The following is a 17,846-nucleotide window of genomic DNA, read 5'->3' as shown; positions in this document are numbered from 1 at the left end:
CTTTGGTAATTTCACGTCAAAATCCTCCTTAGCAAAAATTATTTATCCTAATTCTCGCCAAGGAGGATTGCCATTGATTTATACCACGCTTGCCATGTTTTTGGCCCACTCCTGACAAGTTATTGTTCCACCTCTGCCATGTGCAGGACCACCCTTCTATATAATTGAGATGCACCTGCTGGTGCGCATCAATTATTTAGGAGGTTTTTTCGTGATCAAATACCGGGAAATCTTGAGGCTTCACGCCCAGGGAATTAGTCAACGGGGCATTGCCTCAAGTACCTCAAATTCTAGAACTACAATAAGGGAGGTTGTTAAAAAGAGCTGAAGAACGTAACGTAGATTGGCCATTAGAAGAAAACATGGCTGATCAAGCTTTACAAGACCTACTATTTCCCGAGAAGCTCACTTCATCGGATTTTAGAAGAAAGCCAGATTGTGACTACATTCATAGAGAACTAGCGAAGCCGGGGGTCAATTTAACGCTACTATGGGAGGAATATTCTCTCAGCTGCCGGTCAAATGAGGAGATTCCATATAGTTATAGACAGTTTTGCAGATTCTATCACGACTATGCTAGGAAAACGAAAGCCACAATGAGAATCAAGCGTAAGCCTGGAGAGCTTCTTGAGGTGGATTGGGCAGGACAAACGATGTCTATAAAAGACCAACTTACAGGTGAAGAGATTCCAGTGTATATCTTTGTTTCTGCCCTTCCGTGCAGTCAGTACGCCTATGTAGAAGGCTTTTTGCCGATGAACGCAGAATCGTGGATTACAGCTCATATTCACGCATTTAAATTTTACGGAGGAGTTCCTAGAGTCATTGTTCCTGACAACCTTAAAACCGGTGTTATAAAAGCTTCTAAGTATGAACCTGTCATCCATACAGGCTATCAGGGGATGGCCGAGCACTACCAGACTACAATTGTGCCAGCACGTGTACGTCACCTAAAGGATAAGGCAAGTGCTGAGAGCACTGTAGGTCACATTTCAACGTGGATTATTGCTTCTCTTCGAAATCAAGAGTTTTTCAGTTTAATAGAGTTAAATAATGCGGTTCTGGAAAAGTTGAAAGAATTTAATCACAAACCATTCCAAAAAAAGCAGGGAAGCAGACATACGGCATTTAAAGAAGAAGAACACTTCGCTTTAACACCGTTGCCTGCTTCAACATACGAAATCGCAAGCTGGCGGATTGCGACCATCATACCCCTGGATGTCACGATGTCGGCAATTGTTACTCCCGCTGTTATTGATGCACTCGATGCTTATTATCAATCTTCACAAAATAAAATAGGTCTTATCGTAAAACCCATGGTTGATTACTATTATGAGTTCTACAAGAAAACATATCCTGGAATTAGCGGTAGCCCCTTGCATGACTTACTCACATTTTGGGCTATAATGGATCAAGCTGAAATCAGGTATAAAGAAGTGCCTCTAAAAATAATCGTTAATCGAGGAGAGGCTTTTGGACAGAGCATTGGTGACTTCAGGAATATTCCGCTTAAAAACAAGAAAAAATATAAAACCCACAAGATTGCTGTACAATTTAATTATTCATTATTTATCAAGACATTCTATGAAATTATGACAAATGATACGAAGAAAACACTCTGAAAATTGTGAGTGTTTTTTCTTGTCAAAACACAAATTCTGATTGGTCTCAGACGATGTCGTTCACATGTTTGTCACAGGTATTTCTTTCTTCTTTCATGAATATTTGCTAAAATTAGCTTCGTAACTAATTAAAGCAGGTGAGTTTATGAAGAAAAAGATTTTGGCCATTATGAGTGTGGCCTTTATGATCATCCTGTCTGCTTGCGGACAAAGCGGAATAAAAAATGCCTTAAGTTGGGAGCTTGCTGGTTTCACTCATACCAATCAGGACAACGAACAATTTGGATTGAAGGATCTGGAAGGTAAGGTGTGGGTTGCAGATTTCATCTTTACGAACTGTGAAGATGTATGTATGCCTATGACGGCCAATATGAAAAAGCTTCAGCAGCTTGCTAAGGAAGAAGGAATTGAAAAGATTGAGTTTGTTTCATTCAGTGTTGATCCTGCAGTTGATACACCTGAAGTGCTGAAGGATTATGGCAGTCAATATAACGCAGATTTCAGCAACTGGCATTTTCTAACTGGATATGAACAGGAAGAAATTGAGCAGTATGCAATGAATAACTTTAAAGCAATTGTTAAAAAGCCTCAAACAGGAGACCAGGTTATACATGGAACAGACTTTTACCTGGTTGACCAGGAAGGAAAAGTAATGAAATATTATACCGGACTAGCTGAAATTCCCTTTGATGAAATCATTAAGGATATTAAGGCATTACAATAGACCTTTCAGTAGGTCTATTTTCTTTTTTTATACAGGGCAATGCCATAAAAAGAGTTTCTTTTTTTCATTGATAAGGCACATGTTATAATAGAGATGACTTAATAGGGCAGGTGATAGAATGATTAAAAAATTCACCTTTACCTTTTTTAGCTTGCTGCTGCTGGTTTCCTGCAGTTTTGGTCCTTTAACTTCAAAGCAAATAATTCAGTCTGAAAAAAAATCAGGGCTATCGGCAAAAGAGCAAATTCCGCTGGACTTCTACCCTAGAAATCTTACGGTTGCCGCTGTAGGGGATTCTTTAACACAGGGGGTAGGAGATAGTACTGATCGGGGGGGTTATTTGCCATATCTAGAAGAGCTGCTGGAGAAAGAAAAAAGTGTAAAGGATGCATCCTTTTATAATTTTGGTGTTCGAGGAAATCGTTCCGATCAGTTATTGAAAAAATTAAAAACGGACGATGTAAAAGAAAAGGTGAAGAATGCGGATATTGTGGTTATAACAATCGGCGGAAATGATGTTATGAAAGTTGTACGTGAAAATTTCTCAAATTTGAAGCTGAAAGCTTTCACACAGGAAAAGATAAACTATGAAAAGAATCTTATTGAGGTTTTAAACGCGATTAGAGAGGTAAATCCAAATAGTAGGGTTGTTTTAATAGGTCTATATAATCCTTTCTTAAAGTGGTTTTCCGAAATCAGGGAAATTAGCGATATTCTCGAAAACTGGAACGATACAAGCCAAGACATATTGGCACAGTATCCCGGAACATATTTTGTAGGAATTGATGATATATTTCAAAATACACAGGAAAATCTTCTATTTACCGATTACTTTCATCCGAATGACAAAGGATATGAGTTAATAGCAGGGAGGGTTCATGAAACCCTGATAGAAGAGGTTTTAAAAGAGCTGCCATTTAAGAGGGAAACAGCAGGAAACGGAGAGAGTGCAGTTGAAAGATAACAAGTGGAAAAAGCTTTTCTTTACTTTACTGGCGATTAATGCAATTATCTTAATTATTTTGCTTATTTTCATTAGCTTGCCGGCTGAAGATGAAGAGTATATAGCAGGAAATTTAAAAGAAGAAAATTATGTTCCTTTTCATATACAAGCTAATAAAGAGGACCTAAATAGGGTAATTAACCACTACCTAAAAAAAGAAGGGCTTACAGGGGGAGCGATTGATTATAAAGTGCTCCTGAATGATGAAGTTGACTTATATGGATCAATTCCTTTTTTTAGCCAGGATCTTGAAATGAAGCTTTCATTTGAACCTAAATCCCTAGAAAACGGGGATGTGGTTCTACAGCAAAAATCTATTTCTGTCGGTCAGTTGAATCTTCCTGTCTCGCATGTTTTAAAGTTGGTTAGGGATCGCTATAAGCTTCCTGAAGGTGTAATGATTCAGCCGAAGGAAGAAAGAATATATGTTTCAATGCAAAAAATGAAGCTGAAAAGTGATGTAAAAGTAAAAGTGGATGAGTTTAATTTAAAAGAAAATGATATTAGATTTAGGCTTCTTGTCCCTGTAAAATAAAATGGCTCTTTTTACTTGAGCTTGAGTTATTGTTTTTGCTCATGAATTCCCTTGATTAAACTTTGCAAAACAGCCAATTTAACAGAAGGAATCCCTTCATGTTTTAAAGGGATTCCTTCTTTGGGCTAACATGTTAGGATGCATTATCCTGAAATAATGATCGTTTCCAATTCTGGTTCACTGGCAACTAATCCAACAGCTACTATCGTATATGCCTGATCTGCTTTAAATTGGGCCCGTGGCAGAGAGAGGGCGACATTGGATGTGCCTGCAATTCTGGCTTCCAGATCTACAGTCATGGGTGTTAATGCCAGGTATCTGCTTGCTTGGCGAAAGGCTATGTCCGGAAAAATCACATCCCGGTTCTTTACGGCAATATCAACAGCGGGAGCATCAGGAGAAAGATGGACAAACCTGATTTTTGTTTCTCCGAAAGGAACAGCTGGCTGATCCTCCAGAGTGACAAACTTTAATTTTCCTGCTTTGCCGGCAGCAGCAGCTGTATACATTTTACCTGACTCTACTGTCATCTTTCTGCTAAGAACAGTAGATACCATATTTCCTGCAGGATAAATATCTACTTGATATCTGCCCGCCGGCAAAGAAAAATAATCACTGATTTCTTTATAAGGAAAATCCTGAAGAACCCTAGCACCGTTCACATAGATGTCAACTGGGCCTGTATCAGGGGTTGCATGTATTATACGTATTTTGGCTGATTCCTGCTGGGTTTCTTCTTCTGCAGGCAGCATATTGCTTGTGCGCGTCATATGCATAGCATAGTTCATGCAGTGCAAATGTTTTTGATAATAGGAGATATGTTGGACAGGATCTATATATTTAAAGTACTGTGCCAATAAATCATATTTTGCAGCCTTTTGAAAATACCAATGCTGATTTCTATATTTAGCCATACTCCTCGCTCCTATCTTCCTGGTTTATTTCAATAACATATGCGCTTTTAAGGGTCAGTGCCACAGAACAAACAGGGCTTAAAATGAAAGAGAATAAGGGCTTTACTTTTGGCGTAATATTCCATATAATAAAAACATATAAACGAAAAGTGGGTGATGTGTTATGAAAAAAGAGAATCTTGTTTATACATTCATTGTAAATAGTTTAGGCACAGCCCAATTGGATTTCGTTTAATCGAGCGGAAATTTTATTTTTCTATGCTTATTTAAACTTGCTTAACCAAACCATGGGCTGTTGGCCTATGGTTTTTTGTATGCGAAAATTTAGGAAATGGCAATTGAAATGCCTTCCAATCACTAATAAGCATGGAGGAACAAACATTGACAATAGTAAAATATGGATTTGATGATTTTTTTAAAGAAGCCTTTTCAGCTTATGAAGAGAATGAGTATCAAATCGGGCGTGTTGCCCTGGAACATAAAAGGGTACCGTGTGTGGATAGATAATGGAGAGCTGCTTTGTGAAGTAACAGGTAAATTCACTTTTGAAGCTGCTGCTAGAGAGGATTACCCTGCAGTTGGTGATTGGGTAGCAGTTAGGGAAAGAGTGGGTGAGAAGCGGGGGATCTATTCATGCTGTTCTGCCAAGGAAAAGCAAATTCTCAAGAAAATCTGCAGGAATAAGCACCGAAGAACAAATAGTGGCTGCTAATGTTGATACCATATTCCTTGTTAACTCACTTAATGAAGATCTAAACTTGAGAAGGTTGGAAAGGTATCTTTTATTATCATGGGATAGCGGGGCTAACCCCGTAATTGTCCTGACAAAATCAGATTTATGCAGCAGCGTGCAGGAGAAGCTTGCCGAGGTAGAGAGTGTTGCAATGGGAATCCCGATTGTCTCAATCAGTGTATTGGAAGAGGAAGGAATCGATAGCCTTAAGCCTTACCTTTTGCCTGGAAAAACAGTTGCACTGCTTGGTTCCTCGGGGGTCGGGAAATCGACGCTTACAAACTATCTTCTTGGACAGGAAAAACAGAAAGTACAGGGGATTAAGGTAAGTGATAACAAAGGAAAGCATACAACCACTCATCGTGAACTCATTATTCTTCCTGAAGGTGCGGTCCTTATTGATACCCCGGGTATGAGAGAGCTTCAGCTATGGGAAAGTGAAAGCGCACTACGGGAAAGATTTTCAGACATTGAAACTGCTGCAGAATTCTGTAAATTCAGGAACTGTACTCATGAGGAGGAACCGGGATGCGCTGTAATCAGGAAAATTGAGAAAGGAACCCTATCTCAAGAGCGCTTTAATAGCTATAAAAAGCTTCTCAGAGAGCTTGCTTATTTGGACCGAAAGCAGGATAAAAGAGCCCAGTCAGAGGAACGCAAACGCTGGAAAAAAATCAGTGCAAGTGTAAAAACCAAAAGAAAATAAAAGATTCAGAAACTCTTTCACTGAAGGGGTTTCTTTTGCATATGTGAGGTATTTTCATTAATCTTATGTATATAGCTTAAAATATCTTTTAAGGGAAAAAGTAAATGGTAGGAAACTGCCGGAAAGAGGTGGATGAATTGGAAGATAAACAATACGAAAAAGCGACATTTGCAGGCGGCTGCTTTTGGTGTATGGTGAAGCCGTTTGATGAACAGCCTGGTATCAAAGAAGTGATATCAGGCTATACCGGAGGGAATGTGAAAAACCCAACATACCAGGAAGTTTGTTCTGAAACAACTGGCCATTATGAAGCGGTTCAAATTTCATTTGATCCACAGATCTTCCCTTATGAAAAGCTATTGGAAATGTATTGGCAGCAGATAGACCCAACAGATGAAGGCGGACAGTTTTATGATCGCGGCCAGTCTTACCAGACGGCCATCTTTTATCACAATAAAAAGCAAAAACAGCTGGCAGAAGAATCAAAAAACAGGATTGAGAAAAATGGGCCTTTTACAAAACCAATTGTAACGAAGGTTCTTCCTGCTGCAGACTTTTATCCTGCTGAAGATTATCATCAGCATTATTACAGAAAGAATCCTGAAAGATATGAAGCCTATCAAACCGGTTCCGGAAGAAAGGCATTTATTAAGGAGCATTGGGGTGAAAAGTAAATGACAAAAAATAAAGAAGAATTGAAACAAAAACTCAGTCCCATTCAATTTGATGTAACACAAAATAATGGCACAGAACCGCCGTTTCGCAATGAATATTGGAACGAATTCAAAGATGGAATTTATGTGGATATTGTTTCAGGAAAACCGCTCTTCAGCTCAATGGATAAATATGATGCCGGCTGCGGATGGCCCAGCTTCACAAAGCCTATTATAGACCAAGAAATCCTGGAAAAAGAAGACCGCAGCCACTTTATGGTCAGAACAGAAGTGAGGAGCAAGACAGCAGACTCCCACCTCGGTCATGTTTTTGATGATGGACCGGGACCTGCCGGCATTCGCTACTGCATTAACTCAGCAGCACTTAGGTTTATTCCCAAGGAAAAGCTTGAAGAAGAAGGCTATAAGGAATATCTGAAATTATTTGGTGAGGCAAACTAGGAATGGGAAGGTGTATGTATGTTCAAGAAATTATTCGGCAAAAAGGAAACTGTAAAAACAGTAGAAGTTAAAGCTGCTTTAACAGGTACAGCTGTTAATTTGGAGGAAGTCCCTGATCCGGTTTTCGCAGAAAAAATGATGGGGGATGGCATAGCAATCGAACCTTCAGAAGGAGTGGTTGTTTCTCCTGTTGATGGCGAAATTGTGCAAGTATTCCCAACAAAACATGCAATTGGCATCCGAGCTGCAAACGGTGCTGAGATTTTAATCCATGTTGGCCTTGAAACAGTTTCGATGAAAGGGGAAGGATTCGAGACGCATGTTTCTGAAGGTTCAAAGGTAAGCGAAGGAGAGAAGCTTGTCACGTTTGATTTAGCACTTGTTAAAGAAAAGGCAAAGAGCACAGTCACTCCAATAATTGTGACTAATGGAGAACAGTTTTCGTCACTTAAGAAAAATACAGGAGGATCTGTTACAAAAGGTTCTTCAACCGTCATGACCGTTACAGCAATATAATTAGGAAAAGCCGCCTTCATAGGCGGCTTATTGAAACTGTTTTACATACAAAGTTCTCTTAATCTAAGTGCCGGCTTTTATAACAGTGCAACACAGGAAAATATATTCTATTCGGCTTTTGTCAGTATCGAAGAAATCTGAACGACAGATTCTTCACTGCTGTTATTGATGGACTTTTTATCAGACACAATAAAATTCACATGATGGGATTCGTTTTCAAGCCCGCTTATAATGTACTGATATCTTTGTTTTGTAAGCGGCCACCAAGCGGAAAGGGAGGTAATAAAAGTTCCATCAATAAATACATCCATTTTCCCGCCATGTTCACCTCTTATCATATTTACGCCAAGAAATGGGCCCTCGAATTCATATTCCAGACTATCCCCAGCGGTCCTGCTTTCCCAAAGGCCATCTTTGTGAATAAATGACCCTGACCTATTTTTAACATGAGGGATAGCTGCTATCTCAAAATCTGTATCTTCCTGAATTGGAGGGGACAAAACAGCAATGGCTGCTTTACGGTCGACCAATTCTTTTATTTTCCTCAATAAAGTATTTGCATATATTTCATAGCCAGCATCATTGGGATGTACCATATCCGTCGTCAAATCCTCGGCAGGAAGGCCAGTTTCTTTAAAAGGCTTCCTTATATCAATATTTTTGGCCCCATAATGGGTTGAAATTGAAGCAATCGTCTTTGCGAACTCCTCGTCATCAAGAGGGTTTTCAGTGATTGTAATCATTTCGGTATCAGGATATAGCTGCTTGGTTTTTCGGATCAGACCTTCATAAAAATATGAAAATTCTTTTGCATCCATATATTTGTGATCATTCTCCCCAAAAACGATGAACGTCAAATCAATTTTGCCAAGATGCTTTGATTCCTGGAGCTTATAAAACCCTTCGAATGCCGTTGCACCGCTTTGGACTAAGGAGTGCCTCTTTGCTTTTATGCCATATTCTTTTTTTAAATGCCCTTCAAGACGTGAAAACCAGGCCGTTGCCTTTGAAGTAGCACCTGACCCTCTGCCAATGCTATCTCCAATGATTAAATAATTGATATTTTCTTTTCCAGCCAGTTTTTCATATACACTTGTGGGGTTGGCGCTTTCAACTTTTGATAAATTATCAAATAGTTGATACAAACCATAAATGAAAGTGATGAAAAAAATATATATGCCGATTTTCTTTTTTTTCATTAGTTTAAATCCCCCATTTTCCTATAATCTTCTAATGTTATCGTACCCTAATAATCACTGTGGATAAAGGCTTAAATAGGCAGGATATCGTTTATTTAATAAAAATGGGCAAATGCACATGCGGGTCAAGTCCCTCCTACATAAATTAATATGGAAAATGCCCAAGAAATCTTATTGAGGAGTGATTGTTAATGTATAAAGGTGCAGTTGCTGGTGCAGGCTACGATCCTTGCTATCCTGGGTACGGATACCCTGTAGCAGGTGCTTACGCAGGCGGAGGATATGGTGGCTTTGCCCTGATCGTCGTATTGTTCATTTTATTAATTATCATTGGTGCATGCTGCTGCGGTAATTGGTAATATAAATGAAATAAGGGAGGGCTGTCCAAAGGGCAGCTCTCTTTTTCTTGTTCAGGATTTATATAGAGTGCTTAAAGCGAAATAAAACGAGAGAAAGCATTTTATTACGCGGCAAAAAAGACAGTTATTTGAATTTATTAACTAATACATAAATAGCCTTAAAACCGAACGTTGTTAGTTTTTGATAAATTATAGTTCGTTAATAAGTTGACTGAATCATCCATATTTGTTATAGTTACCTGTGGTTAAAGAAATTAACGAAAATGCGTCTGGGGGAATAAGACGATGAAAACAAATTACGATGTTATCGTTGTCGGTGCAGGTCCGGCTGGAATCTTTACTTGCTATGAACTGACATTAAAAATGCCTGAAGCAGATATCTTATTAATTGATAAAGGCCACGATATATATAGAAGAAGCTGTCCGATTTTACAGAAAAAAATTGAAAAATGCCCGCCAGCAGCAGGCAGGAAAGAGTTTGCAGGATGCCTCCCAGCATGTTCGATTACAAATGGGTTTGGCGGTGCAGGAGCATACTCAGATGGGAAATTCAATATTACAAGTGAATTCGGAGGATGGATGACCGACTATCTCCCTGACTCCCAGGTTGTAGAATTAATTAAATATGTAGATGAAATTAATCTGATGCACGGAGCAACTGAAAGCATTACAGACCCATTGACTGATGAAGTCAAAGATATTGAGCGCCGCGGATTTGCCGCAGGCTTAAAGCTGCTTCGCGCCCAGGTAAGGCATTTAGGCACTGAGCAGAACCTAGAGATTTTAAAAAGCATTTATGAATATCTGCGTGAAAAAGTTGATATGTCCTATCAAACAGAAGTTGAAGACCTTATTACAGAAAAAACGGATGATGGCCATGAAATCAAAGGAGTTAAGCTAAAAAAAGGAAATGAGATCTATGCGGAAAAAGTCGTTGTCGCACCTGGAAGAGATGGCTCTGTCTGGTTAGCGAACCTTCTGAAATCACGCCGTTTAAAAATGATCAATAATCAAGTGGATATTGGTGTTCGTGTTGAAACATCCAATATTGTCATGGAAGAGATAAACAAGCACTTGTATGAAGGTAAATTTACGTTCAACACATCGGTTGGCACAAGAGTCCGTACGTTCTGCAGCAACCCGTCAGGACATGTTGTAGTGGAGAACCATTCCGGAATCATGCTTGCGAATGGTCATGCCTACAAAGATCCGAAGCTGGGAAGCCCGAATACCAACTTCGCGCTGCTTGTGTCCCATACTTTCTCTGAGCCATTCGATAAGCCGAATGAATACGCACATGAAATTTCAAGACTTGCGAACAGCCTGTCAAATGGCGGTATTATTGTTCAGAAGTATGGTGATATTTTAAAAGGCAGAAGGTCTACAGAGAAAAGGATAAAAGAAGGATTCCTTGAGCCGACATTAAAAGAAGCAGTACCTGGAGATTTAGGGCTGGTTCTTCCATATAATACAATGAAAAGCCTGATCGAAATGACTGAGGCATTAAACCATGTATCACCTGGACTTGCATCTGAGCATACACTTTTCTATGGTGTTGAAGCAAAGTTCTATTCGGCCCGTCCAAAGCTGAACGAACGCTTTGAAACAGAGATCAGCGGCCTTTATGTGGGTGGAGATGGTGCAGGGATAACCAGAGGGCTTGCCCAGGCAGGCGCTTGTGGAGTTTGGATTGCTAGAGATATTGTTGAAAAATCGAAGAATGCCCCTAGAAGGGAACCCGTTACGGTATAAGCCTGCTGCAAAGCGGGCTTTCTTTATACATGATAACTGTCATCTCTCTATCCTTATATCTCTGATAAAATAATGTTATTTAACGGAGAAGGAGTGGAAGCACAATGTTTGCAGAGCGTTTAAAGCCAGGTGATGAAATCAGGGTAATTGCACCATCCAGAAGCATGGCAATTGTTAAAGGGGAACAATTGAGAATTGCTCAGGAGAGGCTGAATCAGCTTGGCTTCACAGTAACATTTGGAAGAAATGCAGAAGTCCATGATGAGTTTTTTAGTTCTTCGATAGAAGAAAGAGTTGAAGACCTGCATGATGCATTCAGGGATCCCGGTGTAAAAGGGATACTAACGATAATTGGCGGCTATAATGCAAATCAGCTTTTAAAATACATAGACTTTGAATTAATAAAACAAAACCCTAAGATATTCTGCGGATTCAGTGATATTACTGCTTTACAGGGGGCCATTTATAGAAAAACAGGATTAATCACCTACTCTGGTCCCCATTTTTCGAGTTTCGGAGTTAAGCATGGATTTGATTATACCCTTGAATCTTTTATCAATGCTGTCACCAATGATGCACCATATGATATTGTCCCTTCTCCTCATTGGAGTGATGATCCATGGTATTTGGATCAGGAAGACCGAAAATTCATCAAACAGGATGGTTATATGACTATTCAGGAAGGGAAAGCAGAAGGCTTGTTGATTGGTGGGAATCTATGCACCCTTAATTTGCTGCAGGGTACAGAGTTCATGCCTTCCCTTAAGGATTCAATTCTATTCATCGAGGATGATGAAGAATCCCATCCGCTTGCCTTTGACCGGGATCTTCAGTCATTGCTGCACTTGCCTGATGCGGATGGCATCAAAGGAATATTGATTGGAAGGTTTCAGAAAGATTCACAAATGACCGAGACAGCGCTTCGAAAGATTATTAAATCGAAGAAAGAGCTTATGGATATTCCCGTTGCTGCAAATGTGAATTTCGGACATGTACAGCCTTTCGCCACAATTCCGATTGGCGGAAAAGCTTCTCTTGCTGTACAAAGGTCTGATATCGAAATCTGGGTAGAACAAAAATAATAGAATGATGCAGCAGCCGTTTATTAGCGGCTGTTTTTTTTGTTTCTATAAATTTGCTTCTCCCAATAAAAATATTCTTTAAGAAAGATTTGCTTGGTCATTTCATACAATTTACTATATTGGCCTAAGTATAGAAGATTTTTAAAACTGGATTAAAAGTTTTCTTTTTAATTTTTGCCTAGGATGCCATTTGTGAAGACTTATTTGCTGCAGGCGTTTTTAGGTGGAGGGAGTATTGAAATGGATCAATCAAACTTAATTAAGCCAATGCTCGACACTCAATATCCAATGATTGATTACGGCAAGGGAGTCTATTTGTATGATATCGATGGAAAGGAATACTTGGATGCCTCTTCCGGTGCAATTACCGCAAATATTGGCCACGGTGTAAAGGAAATTATTGATGCTATGCTTGAACAGGCCAAAAAAGTCTCCTTTGTTTATCGCTCCCAGTTTACAAGTGAGGCAGCTGAAGGGCTTGCCCGAAAAATAGCGAAAGCTTCCCTGGGTGATCTGAATTGGAGTTTTTTTGTGAACAGCGGATCTGAGGCAACTGAAACAGCAATGAAAATTGCCATTCAATACTGGCAGGAAAAAGGCATCCAAACAAAAACAAAAGTGCTCTCAAGGTGGATGAGTTACCATGGCATTACTCTTGGAGCCTTGTCGATGTCGGGGCACACAGGAAGAAGGGCACGATTTATACCGCTGCTTGAGGATTTTCCTGTCATTCACCCTCCGTATTGCTACAGGTGTCCTTACAATCTTGAAGTTCCTGATTGCGGGTATTTATGTGCACATGAGCTCGAAACAGTCATTAAGCGTATAGGAGCAGAGCATATTGCCGCATTTATTGCTGAACCAGTCATTGGGGCTGCAGGCGGTGCTATTGCTCCTCCACAGGACTACTTTAAGGTAATTAAAGAAATTTGCGATCGTAATGAGATTTTATTTATAGCTGATGAGGTTATGACAGGCTTTGGCAGAACAGGTACAATGCTTGCCTCGGAACAATGGAATGTACAGCCTGACATCGTGGCGCTCGGAAAAGGAATGGGCGCCGGGTATGCCCCAATCGCAGCAGCACTTGTAAGTGATGCGGTTATGGAACCAATTCTGGAAGGGTCGAAAAGCATAATGAGCGGGCACACTTTAAGTGCCAACCCTCAATCATGTGCAGTATCGCTCGCAGTATTGGAGTATATCGATAAAAATAACATCATCCCAGAAGTGAACAGCAAAGGAGTGTATTTGAAAAATAAACTGTTAAAGCTGCAGCTAAAATTTCCTTTTATCGGTGATGTGAGAGGAAAAGGCCTCATGCTTGGACTGGAATTTGTTAAAGATCCTTTCACAAAGGAGACATTTCCAAGAAAATTCGGTCTGACTCAGAGATTAATACAGGAGGCACAGGATCAAGGCCTGCTCATTTATCCTGCAGGTGCCGGAATGAATGGTGCAGACGGCGATGCCATTTTGATTGCGCCTCCCCTGACAATCACAAAAAGGGAAATTGAGGAGCTTGTGAAACGCCTTGAAACCACATTGAAGATTTTTACTGAGAAATATCTGAACCTTGCAGAGGAAGAGGCTGAGTAAGATGGAGAACACCTTTCAAAAAATCATTGATATTGAAGAAGCCATGGAACACTTCCATGATGGCATGACCATTATGTTTGGCGGTTTCGGAGGGATCGGTACTCCACCGACACTAGTCGATGGCATCCTGGAAAAAGGAATAAAAGGTTTAACGCTGATTGGCAACGATTCGGGATTTCCCCATATTGGAATAGGAAAAGTGGTGAGCCAGGGCAGGGCTATAAAAATGATCGCTTCCCACATAGGTTCAAATCCAGTTGCTGGCCAATTAATGACAGATGGAAAGATGACTGTTGAGTTTTCACCGCAAGGGATATTGGCAGAAAGAATACGAGCGGGGGGAGCTGGAATTCCTGCGATTCTTTCCGATATTGGCATGGATAATGAAATCGTGACAGGCAATAAAACTAGGTCCATATTAAATGGGAAAGAGTACTTGGTTGAAACGGCCTTAACGGCTGAGATATCCATTGTTTTTGCGAAAAAGGCCGATCCTTTCGGCAACCTAATTTATGACAAAAGTGCAAGGAATACAAACCCGCTTGTAGCGATGGCAGGCGATATTACGATCGCAGAAGTGGAAGAGATTGTGCCGCTTGGCACCTTGGATCCGGATGAAATTATAACGCCAGGGGTTTTTGTTGATTTTATTGTCCCTTCGAAAGGAGTGAATTGGAAATGGGCATGGGAGTAGATGTCAGAAACCGGATAGCAAAACGTGCTGCGGAGGAGATAATGGACGGAATGATTGTCAATCTTGGCATCGGGATTCCTTCACTGGTTCCCAACCATTTGACTGAAGGGATAAAAGTCATGTTCCATGCGGAAAATGGCATTACAGGGATGGGACCCAGCCCTGTAAAGGGGAAGGAAGACGCAAATCTCTGTAATGCAGGCGGTTTCCCCGTATCCGTGGTCCAAGGGGCATCCTATTGTGATAGCACAGTTGCATTTGGGATGATTCGGAAAGGACGAGTAGATATGACCATTCTCGGCTCCTTGCAGGTTAGTGAAAAGGGGGATTTGGCCAACTGGATCGTGCCCGGCAAAAAAGTGCCGGGGATGGGCGGGGCGATGGAGCTTGCTCAAAAAGCCAAAAAGGTGATCGTCCTCATGAACCAGACAGACAAGTACGGATATTCAAAAATTGTGAAAGAGTGTACTCTCCCCCTAACATCCGCCCGCTGCGTTGACATGATTATTACAGATTTGGCCGTTTTTCACCTATCAGAAGAAGGCTTAAAGCTGACTGAATTATTTGCACCGCATTCAATTAATGAGGTAAGGACTAAAACAGGCTGCGGATTTATCATTGAGGAAAATGTGAAAATCATTGATTGATAGATATTTCTTAATTTGAAAAGGATGGCAATGTGGAACAAAGGGAGGGAGAACAAATGCAGGCTCAGCAAAAAATTCACGAATGGCTCGAAGCTAACAGGCACAGGGGGATACGATTCCTGCAGCAGCTTGTCCAGGAAGGAAGTACCCGCGGAAATGAAAGCAGTGCACAGGCTGTTATCATCGAAAAGTGCCGCAAACTGGGACTAGTCCTTGATATTTGGGAGATTGGGAAGGACCACTTGATAGAGCACCCAGCTTTTTGTTCTGACAGAAAGGACTTTGCAGGAAACCCAAATGTGGTGGCAATCTTGAAGGGAACAGGGGGCGGGAAATCCCTCATCCTAAATGGACATATCGATGTTGTTCCAGAGGGAGACAGGAATGACTGGGAATATGATCCATTTAGCGGCAGGATTGAAAATGGAAAGCTATATGGGCGCGGCTCAACGGATATGAAAGGGGGAACTGTTTCTCTTCTTTTAGCGATGGAAGCGATCATTTCACTAAGAATCAAGCTTAGAGGTAATGTGATTTTTCAAAGTGTCATAGAAGAAGAGAGCGGCGGCGCAGGAACACTGGCAGCCGTTCTCAGGGGATATACAGCTGATGGAGCCATCATTCCGGAGCCTACAAATATGAAGCTTTTTCCGAAACAACAGGGTTCCATGTGGTACCGGATTACTGTTAAAGGACGATCTGCCCATGGCGGCACCCGATATGAGGGAGTTAATGCCATCGAAAAAGCAATGGTTGTCATTTCTAAACTTCAGGAGCTTGAAAAAACAAGAAATAATAAAATAACAGACCCGCTCTATAGCCAAGTCCCTATACCGATCCCTATTAATATAGGAAAAATAAATAGCGGTGAATGGCCATCCTCCGTTCCGGATATTGCGGTAATTGAAGGAAGGATGGGGGTAGCGCCAAATGAAGAAATGAAGTCTGCTGAACAAGAGCTCGAGGTGTGTCTAAAAGAGGCTGCAGAAAGTGACTCATGGCTTAAAAAGAACCCACCTAAAGTTGAATGGTTCGGCGGACGGTGGCTACCTGGAGACCTGGATGAAAATCACCCGTTAATGTCTATTTTAGCGAAATCCTTTGAAGCAGTTAAAGGGAAGCAGCCTATAGTTGAAGCATCCCCATGGGGAACGGATGGCGGAATACTTTCCAAGACAGGAAATACACCTGTTGTTGTATTCGGGCCCGGCGTTACAAAAGCAGCCCATGATGTGAATGAATATATTATTATACAGGAAGTGTTTGAAACCGCTGAAATTATTGCTCTGGCCATTATGGAATGGTGCGGCACAAACTAGGGGGAGTGGGTGAGGTGGCAGCTATTATCATAAAAACGGAGATTCTGGTCCAAATTCAAAGGAATTATTGGAGAAAAAGGAGAAGAATGTACCAGAATATGCAGTTGAGGAAATGAAGGAAAAGAAGCTGATCACTTTTAGGATAGATTAATTGGGTTCCAAACGTAATAATTGGCCGGTAATGGTCAGATTTGGTGTGTATTTCCATTTTTTTGGCAGGTAAAATGCCAAAGATGGCCGGTAATCCTAAAAAAAATCTATATTGCCTGGCCGAATGGCCGGGCATTTTAGTCATCATAGGGGGTCTGGATAAATGAATAGTACTGCATCCGTTATAAAAATAAAAAAAGTGAATTTTTCAGCCGAAATATACATGGATCCTTTCAATAAAAGAATAAGAGTGGACGATTATTTGGGGAATCTAGAGGATGCCATTCGCGAAGCAGAATTAGCCGCAAACGAACAACAAAGCGAAAAATTGATTTTCAGAGGAAGAGCTGAGAGCTTTTCTGTCCTTCTGGCTCATGGATTTCAGTGCGAAGCCATTATCGATGGGTATTTTCTCGGTTCTGACCAATACTTTTTCTGCAAATATTATTCCGATGAAAGAAGGACTAGCGAGCATTGGATCAATGAAGATAATATCGTAAAGAATGTGCTGGCGCTTGAGAAAAACAGTGATATTATTAGGCCACCTTCTGAGTATGTGCTGAAAAAAATAACATCTGTGGATGCGGAAAAGTTAGCTGCCCTCTACCGGAATGTGTTTCAAGTTTATCCAACACCTCTCCATGATCCTGTATATATAAAAAAAACCATTGAAGAAGGAACAATCTATTATGCATTTCAGTTTGGAGATGAATTGGTCAGCGCTGCTTCAGCGGAAGTAAATCTGTTTTATAAAAATGCAGAACTTACAGACTGCGCAACCCTTCCTTCCCACCGCAAACATGGTTTAATGAAATTCCTGCTTGAAAAATTGGAGGAAGAGCTGCAATCCCAGGGAATCTATTGCGCGTACTCCATTGCCAGGGCCCTGTCATTTGGGATGAATGCAGTGCTGCACCAGTTAGGATATACCTACCGGGGACGTCTTCTAAATAACTGTTATATTTTCGATAAACTTGAAAATATGAACGTCTGGGTAAAGGATTTGGCTGGAGAGGAAAAAAAACACCTAAAAAGATAGTGCAGTTTCGCAAAGGGAACAGATATTCTTTTCTTAATAAAAAGGATTCTGAGACGATTCCCGAGAAGTGGTAGTTAATCAGGCTGAAGAACGACGAAATAAGGTGCAGTCCAATAGAAAAGGTACCCCCCTTTTTGT

17 protein-coding genes and 1 pseudogene are annotated in these 17,846 nt (G+C 40.7%); 16 read left to right on the top strand and 2 right to left on the bottom strand.

Annotated features, from left to right (window positions below):
* Window positions 1–311: 311 nt before the first annotated feature.
* The 4 genes from istA to NCCP133_RS16880 all read left to right on the top strand — a co-directional run bounded on the left by istA (window position 312) and on the right by NCCP133_RS16880 (window position 3,884).
* Window positions 312–1,622, top strand: coding sequence for an IS21 family transposase (gene istA, locus NCCP133_RS16895; protein ID WP_264806246.1), 1,311 nt, complete (start codon window positions 312–314; stop codon window positions 1,620–1,622).
* A 145-nt stretch (window positions 1,623–1,767) separates the two neighbouring features.
* Window positions 1,768–2,346, top strand: a complete 579-nt coding sequence (locus tag NCCP133_RS16890; protein WP_264806245.1) for an SCO family protein — start codon at window positions 1,768–1,770, stop codon at window positions 2,344–2,346.
* 118 nt (window positions 2,347–2,464) lie between these two features.
* Complete coding sequence (locus NCCP133_RS16885; protein WP_264806244.1) at window positions 2,465–3,310, top strand: SGNH/GDSL hydrolase family protein; 846 nt, start codon at window positions 2,465–2,467, stop codon at window positions 3,308–3,310.
* Window positions 3,300–3,884 carry a YpmS family protein gene (locus NCCP133_RS16880; protein WP_264806243.1) on the top strand — a complete coding sequence of 195 codons (585 nt, stop codon included), beginning with the start codon at window positions 3,300–3,302 and terminating at the stop codon, window positions 3,882–3,884. Before NCCP133_RS16885 ends, NCCP133_RS16880 begins: the two co-directional genes overlap by 11 nt.
* A 143-nt stretch (window positions 3,885–4,027) precedes the next feature.
* On the opposite strand, the gene NCCP133_RS16875 is transcribed toward NCCP133_RS16880, so the two are convergent.
* Complete coding sequence (locus tag NCCP133_RS16875; RefSeq protein ID WP_264806242.1) at window positions 4,028–4,798, bottom strand: DUF4397 domain-containing protein; 771 nt, start codon at window positions 4,796–4,798, stop codon at window positions 4,028–4,030.
* Between the two features lie 366 nt (window positions 4,799–5,164).
* Here NCCP133_RS16875 and rsgA point away from each other — a divergent pair.
* The 4 genes and pseudogenes from rsgA to NCCP133_RS16855 all read left to right on the top strand — a co-directional run bounded on the left by rsgA (window position 5,165) and on the right by NCCP133_RS16855 (window position 7,868).
* Window positions 5,165–6,237: pseudogene (rsgA, locus tag NCCP133_RS16870) on the top strand (ribosome small subunit-dependent GTPase A).
* 104 nt (window positions 6,238–6,341) lie between these two features.
* Window positions 6,342–6,911, top strand: coding sequence for a peptide-methionine (S)-S-oxide reductase MsrA (gene msrA / locus NCCP133_RS16865; protein WP_264806241.1), 570 nt, complete (start codon window positions 6,342–6,344; stop codon window positions 6,909–6,911).
* The gene (msrB, locus tag NCCP133_RS16860; protein ID WP_264806240.1) at window positions 6,912–7,352 is read left to right on the top strand and encodes a peptide-methionine (R)-S-oxide reductase MsrB; all 441 of its coding nucleotides are present in this window, start codon (window positions 6,912–6,914) and stop codon (window positions 7,350–7,352) included.
* Window positions 7,353–7,370: 18 nt separating this feature from the next.
* Window positions 7,371–7,868, top strand: coding sequence for a PTS sugar transporter subunit IIA (locus NCCP133_RS16855; RefSeq protein ID WP_264806239.1), 498 nt, complete (start codon window positions 7,371–7,373; stop codon window positions 7,866–7,868).
* Between the two features lie 107 nt (window positions 7,869–7,975).
* On the opposite strand, the gene NCCP133_RS16850 is transcribed toward NCCP133_RS16855, so the two are convergent.
* Complete coding sequence (locus NCCP133_RS16850) at window positions 7,976–9,067, bottom strand: SGNH/GDSL hydrolase family protein (RefSeq protein WP_264806238.1); 1,092 nt, start codon at window positions 9,065–9,067, stop codon at window positions 7,976–7,978.
* Between the two features lie 191 nt (window positions 9,068–9,258).
* Between NCCP133_RS16850 and NCCP133_RS16845 the strand changes: the two genes are divergently transcribed.
* The 8 genes from NCCP133_RS16845 (at window position 9,259) to ablB (ending at window position 17,708) form a co-directional block, all read left to right on the top strand.
* Window positions 9,259–9,426, top strand: coding sequence for a YjcZ family sporulation protein (locus NCCP133_RS16845; RefSeq protein ID WP_264806237.1), 168 nt, complete (start codon window positions 9,259–9,261; stop codon window positions 9,424–9,426).
* 285 nt (window positions 9,427–9,711) lie between these two features.
* A complete protein-coding gene (locus NCCP133_RS16840) occupies window positions 9,712–11,178 on the top strand; it encodes an NAD(P)/FAD-dependent oxidoreductase (protein WP_264806236.1) in 1,467 nt (488 codons plus the stop codon).
* A gap of 104 nt (window positions 11,179–11,282) precedes the next feature.
* Complete coding sequence (locus NCCP133_RS16835; RefSeq protein WP_264806235.1) at window positions 11,283–12,260, top strand: S66 family peptidase; 978 nt, start codon at window positions 11,283–11,285, stop codon at window positions 12,258–12,260.
* 240 nt (window positions 12,261–12,500) lie between these two features.
* Window positions 12,501–13,859 carry an aspartate aminotransferase family protein gene (locus NCCP133_RS16830; RefSeq protein WP_264806257.1) on the top strand — a complete coding sequence of 453 codons (1,359 nt, stop codon included), beginning with the start codon at window positions 12,501–12,503 and terminating at the stop codon, window positions 13,857–13,859.
* Between the two features lies 1 nt (window position 13,860).
* The gene (locus NCCP133_RS16825; protein ID WP_309298085.1) at window positions 13,861–14,553 is read left to right on the top strand and encodes a CoA transferase subunit A; all 693 of its coding nucleotides are present in this window, start codon (window positions 13,861–13,863) and stop codon (window positions 14,551–14,553) included.
* Complete coding sequence (locus tag NCCP133_RS16820) at window positions 14,538–15,200, top strand: 3-oxoacid CoA-transferase subunit B (RefSeq protein WP_264806234.1); 663 nt, start codon at window positions 14,538–14,540, stop codon at window positions 15,198–15,200. The genes NCCP133_RS16825 and NCCP133_RS16820 overlap by 16 nt, the downstream gene beginning before the upstream one ends.
* A 56-nt stretch (window positions 15,201–15,256) precedes the next feature.
* On the top strand, window positions 15,257–16,519 hold the full coding sequence (locus NCCP133_RS16815) for a peptidase (RefSeq protein WP_264806233.1): 1,263 nt from the start codon (window positions 15,257–15,259) through the stop codon (window positions 16,517–16,519).
* Between the two features lie 313 nt (window positions 16,520–16,832).
* On the top strand, window positions 16,833–17,708 hold the full coding sequence (ablB, locus tag NCCP133_RS16810) for a putative beta-lysine N-acetyltransferase (RefSeq protein WP_264806232.1): 876 nt from the start codon (window positions 16,833–16,835) through the stop codon (window positions 17,706–17,708).
* The last annotated feature ends 138 nt before the right edge of the window (window positions 17,709–17,846 follow it).

The sequence above is a fragment of the Cytobacillus sp. NCCP-133 genome, assembly GCF_026011715.1.
Taxonomy (GTDB): domain Bacteria; phylum Bacillota; class Bacilli; order Bacillales; family Cytobacillaceae; genus Cytobacillus.
Note: the sequence above shows the minus strand (reverse complement) of the source record. Positions and strands in the feature narration are given on the sequence as shown.